The sequence below is a fragment of the Geminicoccus sp. genome, from assembly GCF_036263595.1.
Lineage (GTDB): Bacteria > Pseudomonadota > Alphaproteobacteria > Geminicoccales > Geminicoccaceae > Geminicoccus.
Window position 1 is genome coordinate 1 of the sequence record NZ_DATAGQ010000237.1, and the last position, 13,784, is coordinate 13,784.

The 13,784-nt window shown below is 69.0% G+C and carries 12 protein-coding genes and 1 pseudogene; 4 read left to right on the forward strand and 9 right to left on the reverse strand.

What is annotated here, in order from left to right; genetic code table 11:
* Positions 1–468: superoxide dismutase (locus VHL31_RS25635; RefSeq protein ID WP_329664089.1), on the forward strand; the 468-nt coding region annotated here is incomplete at its 5' end.
* 22 nt (positions 469–490) lie between these two features.
* On the opposite strand, the gene VHL31_RS25640 is transcribed toward VHL31_RS25635, so the two are convergent.
* Both VHL31_RS25640 and VHL31_RS25645 read right to left on the reverse strand, forming a co-directional pair.
* Complete coding sequence (locus VHL31_RS25640; protein ID WP_349262555.1) at positions 491–1,783, reverse strand: MFS transporter; 1,293 nt, start codon at positions 1,781–1,783, stop codon at positions 491–493.
* 120 nt (positions 1,784–1,903) lie between these two features.
* On the reverse strand, positions 1,904–3,238 hold the full coding sequence (locus VHL31_RS25645) for an LLM class flavin-dependent oxidoreductase (protein WP_329664091.1): 1,335 nt from the start codon (positions 3,236–3,238) through the stop codon (positions 1,904–1,906).
* Between the two features lie 98 nt (positions 3,239–3,336).
* Between VHL31_RS25645 and VHL31_RS25650 the strand changes: the two genes are divergently transcribed.
* Complete coding sequence (locus VHL31_RS25650) at positions 3,337–3,888, forward strand: lipocalin family protein (protein WP_329664092.1); 552 nt, start codon at positions 3,337–3,339, stop codon at positions 3,886–3,888.
* Here the strand turns inward: VHL31_RS25650 and VHL31_RS25655 are convergent.
* The 5 genes from VHL31_RS25655 to VHL31_RS25675 are packed head-to-tail and all read right to left on the reverse strand — an operon-like array spanning position 3,881 to position 9,841.
* A complete protein-coding gene (locus VHL31_RS25655; RefSeq protein WP_329664093.1) occupies positions 3,881–6,178 on the reverse strand; it encodes a molybdopterin-dependent oxidoreductase in 2,298 nt (765 codons plus the stop codon). The genes VHL31_RS25650 and VHL31_RS25655 overlap by 8 nt on opposite strands.
* 47 nt (positions 6,179–6,225) lie before the next feature.
* Positions 6,226–6,963, reverse strand: coding sequence for an SDR family NAD(P)-dependent oxidoreductase (locus VHL31_RS25660; protein WP_329664094.1), 738 nt, complete (start codon positions 6,961–6,963; stop codon positions 6,226–6,228).
* Positions 6,960–7,466 carry a 2,4'-dihydroxyacetophenone dioxygenase family protein gene (locus tag VHL31_RS25665; RefSeq protein WP_329664095.1) on the reverse strand — a complete coding sequence of 169 codons (507 nt, stop codon included), beginning with the start codon at positions 7,464–7,466 and terminating at the stop codon, positions 6,960–6,962. Before VHL31_RS25665 ends, VHL31_RS25660 begins: the two co-directional genes overlap by 4 nt.
* 10 nt (positions 7,467–7,476) lie before the next feature.
* A complete protein-coding gene (locus tag VHL31_RS25670; RefSeq protein ID WP_329664096.1) occupies positions 7,477–8,184 on the reverse strand; it encodes a GntR family transcriptional regulator in 708 nt (235 codons plus the stop codon).
* 10 nt (positions 8,185–8,194) lie between these two features.
* Positions 8,195–9,841, reverse strand: coding sequence for a GMC family oxidoreductase (locus VHL31_RS25675; RefSeq protein ID WP_329664097.1), 1,647 nt, complete (start codon positions 9,839–9,841; stop codon positions 8,195–8,197).
* 167 nt (positions 9,842–10,008) lie between these two features.
* Between VHL31_RS25675 and VHL31_RS27140 the strand changes: the two are divergent.
* Positions 10,009–10,548 (forward strand): annotated as a pseudogene (locus VHL31_RS27140) (polysaccharide pyruvyl transferase family protein); the annotation flags it as partial.
* Between the two features lie 128 nt (positions 10,549–10,676).
* Positions 10,677–11,255 carry a polysaccharide pyruvyl transferase family protein gene (locus tag VHL31_RS25685; RefSeq protein ID WP_329664101.1) on the forward strand — a complete coding sequence of 193 codons (579 nt, stop codon included), beginning with the start codon at positions 10,677–10,679 and terminating at the stop codon, positions 11,253–11,255.
* Between the two features lie 8 nt (positions 11,256–11,263).
* Here the strand turns inward: VHL31_RS25685 and VHL31_RS25690 are convergent, their stop codons facing one another.
* Both VHL31_RS25690 and VHL31_RS25695 read right to left on the reverse strand, forming a co-directional pair.
* The gene (locus VHL31_RS25690; RefSeq protein WP_329664099.1) at positions 11,264–12,307 is read right to left on the reverse strand and encodes a hypothetical protein; all 1,044 of its coding nucleotides are present in this window, start codon (positions 12,305–12,307) and stop codon (positions 11,264–11,266) included.
* A complete protein-coding gene (locus tag VHL31_RS25695; protein ID WP_329664100.1) occupies positions 12,304–13,584 on the reverse strand; it encodes a hypothetical protein in 1,281 nt (426 codons plus the stop codon). Before VHL31_RS25695 ends, VHL31_RS25690 begins: the two co-directional genes overlap by 4 nt.
* Between the last annotated feature and the right edge of the window lie 200 nt (positions 13,585–13,784).

Sequence of the window (13,784 nt, forward strand, 5' to 3'; positions counted from 1 at the left end):
CTGCCGGAGCTGCTGGCCGATCTCGGCAGCCTGCCCGACGACATCCGCACGGCCGTGCGCAACAATGGCGGCGGCCATGCCAACCACACCATGTTCTGGCAGGTGATGGGCGGCAGCGGCGGTGCGCCGGACGGCGAGCTTGCGGCGGCGATCGAGCGGGATCTTGGCGGGCTGGAGAAGCTGAAAAGCGACTTCAACACCGCCGGCGGCAAGGTCTTCGGGTCGGGCTGGGTGTTCGTCACCGTCACCCGCGAAGGGGCCCTGGCGCTCACGACGCGGCCGAACCAGGATACGCCGATCATGGACGGGCAACTGGTCCTGTTCGGCAACGACGTTTGGGAGCACGCCTACTACCTGACCTACCAGAACCGGCGCCCGGCCTATCTGGAGGCGTGGTGGAACGTCGTCGACTGGACCAGGGTGGCCGAGCGCTACGCCGCGGCCAAGGGCGGTACGCTCACGATCTGACCGTCCGGCTCGCGTGCCGCTGTCAGTCCAGCGGCACGCTCCGGGTCTCGACGTCGATCGCCCAGGTCGCGACGACGGCGAGCAGCAGGAGGACGGCGAACAGGCCGATCGCGGCATTGAAGCTGACCGCCATGATCGGCGCCATCGCGGTGGGTGCCAGCAGGCCGCCGAAGCGCGCCATGGCGCCGGCGGCACCCATCCCCGTCGCACGTGCCATGGTCGGATAAAGTTCCGGGGTGAAGGCGTAGAGGGCGCCCCAGGTGCCGAGCAGCGCGAAGCTCATCAGAAGGATGGCCCCGGCGACCAGGTTGGGCTCGGTCGCGGCGGTGAACAGGAAGCAGCCGAGCGCACTCAGCACGAGGAAGGCGATCAGGGTGGGCCGGCGACCCCAGCGCTCCACGCCCCAGGCGGCCAGCGCGTAGCCCGGGATCTGGGCCAGCGCCACCAGGACGAGGAATGCATAGCCGCGGACCCAGCCCAGTCCTTCATTGGCGAGCTGGCCTGGCAGCCAGACGAACACGCCGTAATAGGCGGCCGACACGAGCAGCCAGACGGTCAGAATGAGAATGGTGCGGCGACGGATGGGCGGCTTGAAGATGCTGCCGCTCTCGCGGCCGGGACTAGTCGGGTTGGTCAGGACCGAGGCCGGATCGGTGGACCGGCCGTTCGCCCGCAGCACCCTGTCCAGGACCCGGTGCGCCTCGTCGCTGCGGCCGCTCTTCAACAGGAACAACGGCGATTCGGGGACCCAGAGGCGCAGCCAGATCCCGATCAGGGCCGGGGCTGCCGTGCACACGAAGATCCAGCGCCAGGCGTCCGCGACGCCGCTCGAGGCCACCGCCCATGCGGAAAGGGCCACGGCGACCGTGCCCACGGCCCAGAAGCCTTCCAGCATGACCAGCCAGCGGCCGCGCTGCCTAGCCGGCAGGAACTCGGCCATCATCGCGTAGTCCACCGGCAGCGTGCCGCCCACGGCAAGCCCGGTCAGGAACCGGCAGGCCAGCAGGATCTCGACGTTGGGCGCGAAGGCGGACAGGAAGCCGAACACGGCGTCGATGGCGACGGTGATGAGCAGGATGCGCCGGCGGCCGTAGCGGTCGGCCAGCCGGCCGAACACCGCCGCCCCCACGAGCATGCCCAGGAAGAACAGAGTCCCGGTCTGCAGCGCCTGCGGCAGGGTCAGGCCGAAGGTGGCGGCAATCGAGGGGGCCGTGAAGCCGACGGCCAGGACCTGCATGGCGTCCGCGGCCCAGACCAGCCCGAAGATGGCGAGCAGCCGGTGCTGGAACGGGCCGATGCCCGCGTCCGAGAGCATGGTCTCGACGGTGACCGGACTGGCCCGGCGGCTGGTGGCCAACGCGTCTCTCCCTCAGCTGGCGCGACGGAGGACATGCCTCCTGGAGGCGACACCTTGCAAGGGCGCAGGCGCAGGGGATCAGCCAGCCGGGCGCTCGAAGAAGCGGTTGGACGGCCTGGGCAGCCCCAGGTTCTCCCGCAGAGTCGTCCCCTCGTACTCGGTGCGGAACAGGCCCCGGCGCTGCAGCTCCGGCACCACGCGGCCCACGACATCGTCGAGGCCGGCCGGCAGGTAGGGGAACATGACGTTGAAGCCGTCACATCCGTCGGTGTGCAGCCACTCCTCCATCTGGTCCGCGATCGTCGTCGGCGTGCCGATCATCTCCAGCGTGCCGTAGCTGCCGCCGACATACTGGGCCAGCTCACGCACGGTCATCTTCTCGCGCGCTGCCAAGTCGATCAGCTTCTGCCGGGCGCTCTTGCTGGCATTGCTTTCCGGAATGTCGGGCAGCGGGCCGTCCAGGTCGAATCTGGACGCATCGGTGCCGAGCTGGACCGAGAGCGAGGCCAAGGCGCTGCTCGCGTCGACCAGCGAATCCAGGTGCCGCTTCCTGGCCCGGGCCTCGTCGACCGTGTCGCCCACCACGATGAAGGCACCAGGCAGGATCTTCAGGTGATCCGGATCCCGGCCCACGGCCTTCATCCGGCCCTTCACGTCGGCGTAGAAGCGCTGCGCGTCCGGCAGATTGTTGGAGCTGCCAAACACCATCTCGGCTGTTTCCGCGGCGATCTGCCGGCCGGCTTCCGACGAGCCCGCCTGCACGATTACCGGCCAGCCCTGGACCGGGCGGGCGATGTTGAGCGGGCCCTTCACCCTGAAATGCTCGCCCTGATGGCCCAGCACATGAAGCCGCTCAGGCACGAAGAAGACGCCGCTCTCCACGTCGCGGATGAAGGCGTCGTCCGCCCAGCTGTCCCAAAGCCCGGTCACCACGTCGAAGAACTCGCGGGCACGCCGGTAGCGGGCGGCATGCTCGACATGCTCTTCCAGGCCGAAGTTCATGGCTTCGTGCGGGTTGCCTGACGTGACGAGGTTCCAGCCGGCCCGGCCGCCGCTCAGATGGTCGAGCGAGGCGAACCTGCGGGCGACGTGGAAGGGCTCGTTGTAGGTGGTCGAGGCCGTGGCGATCAGGCCCAGACGCTCCGTCACCATGGCCAGGGCGGAGAGCAGGGTCAGCGGCTCGAAGGATGTCACCGTGGCGCTGCGCTTTAGCGCCTCCATCGGCATGTTCAGGACCGCCAGGTGGTCGGCCATGAAGAAGGCGTCGAACCGGCCGCGCTCCAGGGTCTGGGCGAACCGGACGATGTGCTGCAGGTTGAAGTTGGCGTCAGGATAGGCGCCGGGATAGCGCCAGGCCGCGGTATGGATGCTGATCGGCCGCATGAAGGCGCCGAGGCGCAGTTTCTTTGCCATACAAGGGCTCCAATTCCTCACCTGCCGCGTAGATCATGAACACAGGTGGGCACGGCCCTGCAGGAGCGCATCCCCATGCCGTTCGATCGACCGAGGTCATGACGATCTTCAACCGTGCCGGCACGCTGGCCTTGGCTGTCGCTGCAATGCTGCTGGCTGGCTGTGCGGCCGGACCCGTCGGCAACCGGGCCGTGCCCGAGCCGGCCAAGCCGGTCGAACTCGAGCGCTACATGGGGCGCTGGTACGAGCTGGCGCGCTACGAGAACAGGTTCGAGCGCGGCTGTGAAGGCGTCACCGCTGACTACAGCCTGCGGCCGGACGGGACGGTCGACGTCGTGAACACCTGCCGCGAAGGCTCGCCCGGCGGCGAGGCCAGCGCTGCGGACGGTCATGCCACGGTCGTGCCGGATTCGAACGGGGCGAAGCTGAAGGTGTCGTTCTTCTGGCCGTTCTATGGCGACTACTGGGTGCTCGACCGCAGCCAGGACTATGAATGGGCGATCGTGGGCGAGCCCGAGGGCAGGTTCTTCTGGATCCTCAGCCGCGACCCGACGCCCGGGCAGGCGGTGCTCGACCAGCACCTGCAGCGCGCACGGGAGCTGGGCTACGACATGAGCCTGGTCAGGATCACTCGGCAGCCGCCTACCTGAGCGGAGCCACCGGATCCGTCGGCGGCACGTCCGCGCCGATGGCGGGCAGCTCGGCAGTCCAGCGCTCGATCTGGACGAGGCAGCTCTGGGCGCTGGGTGCCTGGCTCAGGCTGGACGCGCCCTTGTCCAGGCTCAGCACGTTGGGGTTGCCGCGTCGCTCCAGGCCGAAGGGGGCGTCGGGGTCGTACCAGGCGCCCGTGGCGAGCTGCGCCACGCCCGGGATGAGGTCGTCCGAGACGATCACGCCGGCCAGAAGCGCGCCGCGGTCGTTCCAGATCCGCACCATGTCGCCGTCTCCCAGGCCACGCGCTTCGGCGTCGGCACGGGCGAGGCGGACGGGCTCGCGGCCCTGGATCTTGCTCATCCGGCTGACCCCGGCGCCGTCGAGCTGGGAGTGGAGGCGGCTGGCCGGCTGGGGCGAGAGGAGGTGGATCGGGAACTCGGCCGCCTTGGCGCTGCCGGCCCATTCGGCTGGAGGGATCCAGGTCGGGTGGCCGGGACAGTCGGCATAGCCGAAGCCGGCGATCTTCTCCGAATAGAGCTCGATGCGGCCGGAGGGCGTGCGCAGCCGGTGGCCCGCCGGATCGGCACGGAATTCGGCAAACAGCGTGTGGGGCTCGTCGGGGACAGGCTTGCGCAGCCAGCCCTGCGCCCAGAACGTGTCGAAGTCGGGAAAGGCGTTGCTGCCGGGCTTGTAGGCGCGCTCGTAGAGGTGGCGCAGCCATTCCATCTCGGAGCGGCCTTCGGTGAAGGCCCGGGCGATACCGGCGCGCTCGGCAAGGCCCTCGAAGATCTCGAAGTCGGAGCGGGCTTCGCCCACCGGTCCGATCGCCTTCTTCATGGCGATCAGGAAGTCGTCCTGGCGGGACGTGCCGAGGTCGTTGCGCTCCAGCGTGCTGGAAGCGGGCAGGACGATGTCGGCATGCCTGGCCGTGGCCGTCCAGAAGATCTCGTTCACCACCACCGTGTCGGGGCGGCGGAAGGCGCGGACCAGCCGGTTCAGGTCCTGGTGGTGGTGGAACGGGTTGCCGCCGCACCAGTAGACCAGCCTGACATCGGGATAGGTGCGGGTGTCCCCGTCATAGCTGTAGGTCCCGCCCGGATGGAGCAGCATGTCGGCGATGCGGGCGAGCGGGATCCAGCTGTCGATCGGGTTCAGGCCCTGCGAATGGGTGGGGTTGGCGAGTTTCGGCCACTTGCTGCCATTGCCGCCCATGGCGCTGTAGCCAAAGGCGAAGCCGCCGCCGGGCAGGCCGATCTGGCCCAGCATCGACGCCAGTGCGATGGCGGCCCAGTAGGGCTGCTCGCCATGGTCGGCGCGCTGGAGGCCCCAGGCGAGGTTGATCATGGTCCGGCACCCGGCCATGCGCCGGGCGAGGTCGCGGATCCGGTCGGCCGGCACGCCGGTGATCGGCTCCGCCCATTCCGGCGTCTTCGGGGTGCCGTCGGTGCGGCCTTCCAGATAGGCGGAAAAGCGGTCGAAGCCGGCGCAGTAGCGGTCCAGGAAGACTTGGTCGTGCAGCTTCTCCGCCAGCAGGACATGGCACAGCGCCAGGATCAGGGCCGTGTCGGTATTCGGGCGGACGGGGATCCAATGGGCATCTAGCCAGGGCGGCAGGTCGGCACGGTTCGGGCCTAGGTTGACGAAGCTAGTGCCGGCGTCCTTGCAGCGGCGGATCCAGGTCTCTGTGGTATGATGGCCGATGCCGCCCGGTTCGACCTGTGCGTTCTTCAGCGGCAGGCCGCCGAAGCAGATCATCAGCTGGGTGTGCTCCGCGATGCCGTCCCAGCTGGACACCGGCCCGCCGACCGGGGCGAGCGTGCCTATGACGTGCGGGAGGATGGTGATGGCGGCGGCGTAGCTGTAGTTCTGGATGCTGACGGTGGAGCCTCCCGTCAGGTTCATGAAGCGCTGGAGCTGCGACTTGGCGTGGTGGAAGCGCCCGGCGGACGACCAGCCATAGGAGCCGGAATAGACCGAAGCCGGACCGTGCTCGGCACGCACCCGCTGCAATTCGCCGGCCACCAGGTCGAGCGCCTCGTCCCAGCTCACCTGGACGAACGGGCCGGTGCCGCGCTCCTCGCGGTCGCGGCGCTCCAGCCAGGCCTTGCGGACCATCGGATGGCGGACGCGGGCCGGGCCCTGGATGGCCTCCGGCATGCTGGTGATGATGGGCGAGGGGGTGGGGTCGCCATCGAACGGCTCGGCGCGGACGAAGCGGCCATCCTCGACCACGGCGTAGAAGGCGCCCCAGTGGGCGGCGTGGATGTAGCGACCCGAATTCGACAATGGAGGTGCTCCGCGCATCGGACCGCTGGGATATGGTTTCCGGATGGTCAGACAGCCAGATAGCCGCCGTCCACCGGGAGGATGGTGGCGGTGACGTAGGCGGCGGCCGGGGAAGCCAGGAACAGCACTGCGCCGGAAAGGTCGGCAGGTGTGCCCCAGCGCTTGAGCGCCGTCCGGTCGCGGATCGCCTGGTAGCGCGTGGGGTCGTCCTGGATGCCGCTGGTGAGCGGGGTCTCGATCCAGCCGGGAGCGATGGCGTTCACCCGGATCCCCTCGGCAGCGTAGGCGATGGCGAGCGACTTGGTGAGCTGCGCGACACCGCCCTTGGAGGCAGAATACCCGGGCACCAGACCGCCACCGAAGAAGCTCAGCATCGACGCGGTGTTGACGATGCAGCCGCCGCTGGCGGCCAGCAGCGAGCGGACCGCGTCGCACATCCGCATCGTGCCGGTCAGGTTGATGTCGATCACTTCAGCGAAGACGTCCGGTTCCAGCTCGGCATGGCGGCGGATGACGCCGGCGCAGTTCACCAGCACGTCGAGGCGGGACAGGCCGTCCACCAGACCGGCGATGGCGTTCCCGTCACGCACGTCCAGGACATGGCGGGCCGCACCCGGCAGGTCCGCGCCCGCCGCCTCCACCTCGGCATGTACCGCGCCGGTCGCGGTGACGGTGGCGCCGTGCCGGAGGAAGGCGCGCGCGATCGCCTTGCCGATCCCGGACGTGCCGCCGGTGACCAGCACGTGGCAGCCGTCGAACAGGTCCGGGCGGAAGGTCTCGCTCATCGGATGAACTGGTCCAGGTAGTCGGCGCCGAGGCCGCACGCGGCGTAGTGGCGACGGCACATGTCGATCTTCTTGAACACGTCCTCGAAGCCGACATGCTCGTCGCGCTCGTTCATGTAGTACATGCAACCGGTAATGTTGAAGAAGGTGATCATCTCCTCGGTGTCCTCGGGCACCCAGAGCGTGTGGATCTCGCCCGGCGGCTCGAACACGTAGGAGCCGGTCTCCGCGACCCAGTCATGCTCCAAATATTTCCAACGGCCCTTGAGCACGAAGCCGTGGACCGGGTTCGGGTGGAGGTGGCGGGACAGGATGCCGGACTTGCGCACGCGGAGCAGGTTGCACCACTGGCCGGCCAGGGTGTTGAGCATGAGCGGGCGGAACCAGACATCCGGCGCCTGCGGGACCCAGACCCGCTCATCGTCGGGGATCGCCTTCACCGCGATCTCCGGCGGTGCCAGCGGGTGGGTGGAGCCCTTCATGTCGGCATAGAAACTGCTCATCGAGATCTCCTCAGGCGGCGGGTTCGGCCGCAGCGGCGCGGGCTTGGAGAAGCCGGGCATAGTAGCGGTCGGTATTGTCGATGTGGCGGCGAAGCAGGCCCTGCAGTGCCGGCAGGTCGCCACCCGCCACGGCGGCCTGGATGTCCAGATGCTCGCGGAACGAGTTCTCGGCATGGGCGCGCTGGCGGGCGAGGCGGGTCCTTAAGGCGGAGAAGCGCCAGTCGACCGTGGTGCGATAGGCATCCATCAGCATCGGGCTCGAGGCTGCCTGCAGGATCGCCAGGTGGAAGGCGGAATCCAGCCGCTGGTAGCCCAAATCCGCCACGGTTGCCGGATCGAGCGCGAACGGACGCATCAGTTCGATCACCGCCTGCAGGTCGCGGGCCAGGTCCTGGCGGTTGCGCTCCAGCGCCAGGGCCACGGCTTCCAGCTCCAGGGCCGCGCGCAGCTCGCACAAGGCGCGCACCTCGGCGGCCGTCGGATCGAAGACGAAGATGCCCCGCTGCGGCACGATCTTGAGCAGCCCTTCACCCTGCAGCCGGATGCAGGCTGAGCGGATCGGCGCCTTGGTCACGCGGTAGCGGGTCGAGAGCTGCTGCTCGGACAGGCGCTCGCCCAGCTCGAATGTCCCCTCGACGATGTCCTGCCGCAAGCGCGCCAGGACCAGGTCGGTGAGCTGCTCGGGCCGGTCGATGGGCGTGACCTCGGCGGCGACCATGTCCGACGCCTCAGGCGGCCATCGGGTGGTTGGGCAGGTCGATGGGCGCTGGAAGCTGCTCCTTCATCATGTGCGCCACGCCCTTGTCGGCCACCGCCAGCACCGTCGTGTTGGTGTTGCCGCTGATGATGGTCGGCATCATCGAGGCGTCGAACACCCGCAGCCCCTCCATCCCGATCACCCGTAGATCCGGGTCGACGACGGCCAGCGGGTCGCTGGGCAGGCCCATCCTGGTCGTGCCGACCGGATGGTAGACCGTCTTCACGAAGCGGCGGCAATGGCCGATCAGATCGTCGTCGGTCTTCAGCTCGTCCGACGGGAACACGACCTTCTTCACCATCTCCTTCAAAGGCGACGCCTCGAACATCTCGCGGACGACCTTCACCGATGCCAGCGTGATGCGCAGGTCGTCAGGGTGGTCGAAATAGTTCGGGTCGATCACCGGCGCCGCCTTCGGATCGGCCGAGCGCAGCGTGAGCCGGCCGCGGCTCTTGGGCCGGAGCAGGCAGGAGTTCACGGTGATGCCGTGGTCCGGCTGGATGTCCTTGATGTCCTTGTCCAGGAACACGGCGGGCACGCAGAACAGCTGGATGGTCGGATCGGCGTCCATGTCTTCCGGATTGAAAAAGCCGCCGGCTTCCACGCCGTTCGAGGCGACGGGACCCGACTTGAACAGGAGGTACTGCAGCCCGTTGCGGTACTTGGCGATGCCGACGTCCTGGCCGTGATAGCCATAGGCGCCGTTGGTCATCGCGATGACCGGGACCTCGTGATGGTCCTGGAAGTTGCCGCCGACGCCATCCAGCCGGTGCTTGACCGTGATGTCGTGCCGCCTGAGCTCATCCTCCGGACCGATGCCGGAGAGCATCATCAACTTGGGCGTCGCAATGGCACCGGCGCACAGGATGACCTCCTGTGCGGCCCGGGCCTGCACCGTGCGCCCATTCTGCAGGTACTCGACTCCGACGGCGCGGCTGCCCTCCAGCATGATCCTGGTGACGACGACGCGGGTCTCCAGCTTCAGCTTCGGATCGTCGCGGACAGGGCCCAGGAAGGCCGTGGCCGCCGAGCAGCGCCGGCCCTGGAAGGTGGTGGTCTGGTAGTAGCCGACCCCCGTCTGGCGCGGACCGTTGAAGTCGCCGCTGTAGGGGATGCCCACGGCCTGCGCCGCCCGCACGAAGGCGCGGCTGGCCTCGCAGGTATGGATCGGGTCGGAGATCTTGAGCGGCCCGGACACGCCGTGCAGGGCGTTGTGCAGGCGCTGGTTACCCTCCATGCGGCGCATGTGGGCGACCACGTTGCGAAACGCCCAGCCGGCCCCGCCGCTGCTTTCTTCCCAGGGATCGTAGTCGGACGCCTGGCCGCGGATATAGATCATCGCGTTGACGGAGCTGCCGCCGCCGACGATCCGGCCCTGCGGGATGATCGGGGCCCGGTTGCCCAGGCGTTCCTGGCGCTCCGTCTCGTAGAACCACATGAACTTCTCGACGCCCAGCAGCTTGATGAAGCCGGCCGGCATGTTGACGAGCGGGTTGCGGTCGCTTGGGCCCGCCTCCAGCAGCAGCACACGTGCCCCATGGTCCTTCACCAGCCGCCCGGCCGTCACACAGCCGGAGCTACCGCCACCAACCACGATGAAGTCGTACTGGGGGGACAATGCCGCTTCCTTTCGTCGTCCGCTCCGGGTCCGGCGCAGGGCGACCGTTGATTTAGAGGGTTGTTCCGGCGAACATCGCCAAACGTCTCGCCCCGACAACGCCACGCCGGCAGCAGGATCGATCGATGCTCCCGACCAGCGTTTAGATGGCTTTTCTAGAGCCTAACATGTTAGATGCCGACGTCAAGGCGAGGCCGGTTCCGGCCGGACCGGCGCCAGGCACTGCCGATCAGGGCCGGACCATCCGCGTCCTCATCCTGGTCGGCGACGCCGACGGCAATATCGGCGATCAGGCGATCCGCACCGCCACCTGCGCCCTCATCCGGGCTTTTGCCCCTTCCACCCAGGTCACCATTGTCACGCGCCATGCCGCCCAGGTCGAGCGGACGCTTGGCGTCTGCGCCATCGCCGCCGGCGCGCGCGGATGGGCGCGGCAGCTGGTTGCCCTCCGCCAGTCCGACCTGGTCCTGGTGGGCGGCGGCGGGCTGTTCCAGGACGACGACAGCCTGGTCAAGATGCCGTACTGGTGCGCCCGCATCCTCGCCACCCGGACCGTGGGAACACGGGTGGCGGGATTCGCCCTGGGCGTAGGCCCGCTGGATCACCCGGCCAGCCGGCTGGCCGCGCGCCTGGTGTTCCGCGCCATGTGCCATGTGAGCGTGCGTGACCGGCATGCACATGAACTGGCCCAGCTCCTGTGCGACCGCCCGGTCCACCTCCTGCCCGACCCGGCGATCTGTCTCGAACCCGCTGGACCCGACCAGGCGAAGGCCTGCCTCGTGTCGGCGGGACTGGGCGATGACGGCCGCCCGCTGCTGGGCGTGTCCGTCCGGCGCTGGTTTCCGCCAGCGCCGCGCCTGCTGCCGCGCAAGCTGGCTCGCCGGCTGGGCATTCCCAACCCCCAGATAGCCCGGACGGGCAGCGGATGGTCCAGCGCCTGGCCGATCTCCTCGACCGGCAGGTGGAGTGCTTTGGCCTGCGCGTCCTGTTCCTCCCGACCTATTGTTCCGCCTCGGAGGCGGACGACCAGCTCGCCAGGACGGTCGTGGCAAGGATGCGGCGCGGGGCCGATGCCGCGGTCGTGCGGATCGACGATGCGGCGCTGCTCAAGGCCTGTGCCGGGCGGTGCCGGGCCTTTCTCGGCGGGCGGATGCACCCGCTGATCCTCGCCGCCGGCATGGGGGTGCCGCTGGTTGGCCTGTCCTACAACCCGAAGTTCGCCGGCTTCGCCGAGCTGATCGGCATGGGCGACCGGATCGTCGACGTCCGGTCCTTGGTGCATGGCGATGGGCTCGAACGGCTGGACCATCTGCTGGACGCGGCGCTGCGGGGAGGGCCGGTCGATCCGGGACCGGTGGATCGCTGCAGGGCCATGGTCGAGGACGGCGTGAGGCGGCTGTTCGCCGGGCTGTGACGCGGGGGTCAGTCGCACTTAAGGGCCGCGCGCAAGGCCTGGCTGGACGCCGCCGCGCCTGCCGGAACGACGTTCACGGGCAGGCCGGGGACCGTGAGGGTCGTGGCCTGGCTGGCATCGAGCACGACCCCGCGGTGGCGCCGCCCGTTCCACAGAACCGGCGCCAGGGCGAACAGCGTGTCGACGACCGGCGAGGGGCTGTGCCAGCTCACGAGGCTGCGACGATGGACGTTCGGCAGGGTACAAAGCGTCGCGCCCCAGTTGACCTTGAAGCGCAGCACGCCGTCGGTCAGCCAGGGCATCGCCCCGCCAAGCCGCAGGCTGGCCAAGCCCAGTGCGGTGGCGTGTTCCGCACAGGCGGCATAGATGGCCGGTGCCACGGCCAGCCGCCGCGCCTCGTCAGGCAGCAGCGAGGTGCCCATCGAGATCACGTCGAGGGCGGGAGGGTTCCGCCTGACCAGTGCGCCCGCGACCTTGGGACCTCCCGGCATCGACAGCCAGACGATCTCGCCCCGGCGAGCCAGCCGATGCAGCTGGGCGTGGGTGCGGATGAGCGCACCTTCGCCAAACCGCTGGGCGGCGTAGGGCTGGTACATGCTGTGATAGAAGCTGTCGAAGTCGCGGTCGCCTTGCGTGATCTCGGCGCGCAGGCCGCTCTTCCGCGAGCGGCGCAGATTGCTCGAGACGGACTTCGACTTGCTTGACCGTACCATGGCCTCGATTCCTGCCTCGAAGCCGATCGCGTCCGGCATCACGAGATATGGAGGGCGATCGAACAGGTCGGCCAGCATCGACGGAAGCCGCAGGATCGACAGGTCCGTTTCAGCCTGGTCGGCCCTGCGCAGGAGGTCGTGCCAGGGTCGGCTGCCAAGCTGCTCGGTGCGGCGATCCAATGGTAGCAGCCGCATCGCCAGCAGGCGGAGGGTCGCGTTCGCGCCGGCGATCAGCAGGCTGCCGGGTTCGCCCGTGCCAGTCCGCCCGGTGACGCGGGCCACCGGCAGCCGCCAGAGCACCAGGGGTGCCGCCGCATAATGGAGCCAGCCGCCGATCACGTCGCCACCGGTGGCTGGCCGAGACGGCTCTCGACCACGCGGAACTTCTGCCCCGGTGGCGGCTCCAGCCTTTCCTCGAACCGGGTGGCGACACCGGCGCTGTCCCCGAGCACGCGTTGCATCGCCGCCTCCACCTTGCGCTCCAGCATGGGGTCGTGCGGCCCGTGCGGCTCGATCCGGACGACGAACCGGTCGATGGCCTCCTGGATGATCTGGTAGCGTGCGATCCCCTCGATCGGCTCGATCGCCAGGGTCAGGTGGAACGGGGCCAGCAGGCTGCCGTCCGCCCGCCGCACGCAGTCGACCAGCCGCCCTTCGAAACGGCGGACCCGCGCGAACCGGCGGCCGCAGGCACAGGACGGCAGCGGACCCGGATCGACCACGTCGCCAATGTCGTAGCGGAACAGGGGCATGCCCAGCAGGTCCAGGGGCGTGGTCACCAGGCGCATCATGCCTGTCACCGCGGACGGCAGGAACTCCGTGATCACCAGGTCCTCAGCCAGGTGATAGCCTTCCCTGGAAGAGCACTGATAGCCCAGCGTGCCGCACTCGGTGGACCCGTAGATGTCGAACGGTGTCGTGCCGAAGCTGCCTTCCAGCAGCCGCCGCGTGGGCTCGTCCAGCGTCTCGGCCGTCGTGAAGACCGCCTTTGGGCGGTGCGGCCTTACCAGCCTGGTGCAGAGAGATGCCAGTTGCCGGAGCGGTGTCGTGAACCCGTAGAGGATGTCCGGACGTACCGCCTGGAACAGCTCGAGTACCGTTTCGGGCGGATCCTCGCTGGAGGCATGGTGCCAGCGCAGCCAGCCCGCTCGCTTCGTCTTCGGCCGGCTGCTGACAAGGAGCATGGACATGCCGGGGCGGTAGCCGCCCGCCCAGAGCGTGCGGAGGAACGTCGCCTGGCGGACCCGGCGAACATGCGGGTCGCGGACGATCACGAACGGACGGCCGGAGGAACCGCTGGTCAGCGTCCGGTCGAGCTGGGTGGGCGGAAAGCCCCGGCTGGTCCGCGCCTCCTCGCCGGCGGCCTGGAGTTCAGCCTTGGTGACGGGCGGCAGGTGGCGCAAATCGCCCGGCTGCCGCAGGTCGGCGGCCGTCATTCCGGCGGCCTTCAGCCGCTCGCGCCAGAAGGGGACATGCGCTTCGGCGCTCGCCGGCAGCCTTTGCAGCCTGGCAGCCTGAAGCGCCCGCAGCTGCTCGTCCGCCAAGTACTGCTGGCGGAAGAGGCGGCGGCAGAGCAGCGCCGTCTCGCCCAAGGACGCGAGCGGTCGAAGGGGCATGGGGAAGGGCCTGGATCACCTTCTGGTCGGCCACCATGGCGGTCGGCTCGCCATTGCTCAAGAGCGCCTGGCGAACCATCCCGGCGGGCCCTGCCGTTGCGCTTGGCCGCCGAGCGGGATGCCTTTGACATCGGCCGCGTGGCTCCTTCACGGCCGCGCCTGGTTCGCGCCGGCAGCGCCGCAGACGGCTATCATAGCAG

What these genes read in the sequence shown, in the direction of transcription:
- VHL31_RS25640 (WP_349262555.1), bottom strand. Translation starts at nt 1,783, where the DNA reads ATGCTCTCGGACGCGGGCATCGGCCCGTTCCAGCACCGGCTGCTCGCC.
- VHL31_RS25645 (WP_329664091.1), bottom strand. Translation starts at nt 3,238, where the DNA reads ATGGCAAAGAAACTGCGCCTCGGCGCCTTCATGCGGCCGATCAGCATC.
- VHL31_RS25650 (WP_329664092.1), top strand. Translation starts at nt 3,337, where the DNA reads ATGACGATCTTCAACCGTGCCGGCACGCTGGCCTTGGCTGTCGCTGCA.
- VHL31_RS25660 (WP_329664094.1), bottom strand. Translation starts at nt 6,963, where the DNA reads ATGAGCGAGACCTTCCGCCCGGACCTGTTCGACGGCTGCCACGTGCTG.
- VHL31_RS25665 (WP_329664095.1), bottom strand. Translation starts at nt 7,466, where the DNA reads ATGAGCAGTTTCTATGCCGACATGAAGGGCTCCACCCACCCGCTGGCA.
- VHL31_RS25670 (WP_329664096.1), bottom strand. Translation starts at nt 8,184, where the DNA reads ATGGTCGCCGCCGAGGTCACGCCCATCGACCGGCCCGAGCAGCTCACC.
- VHL31_RS25695 (WP_329664100.1), bottom strand. Translation starts at nt 13,584, where the DNA reads ATGCCCCTTCGACCGCTCGCGTCCTTGGGCGAGACGGCGCTGCTCTGC.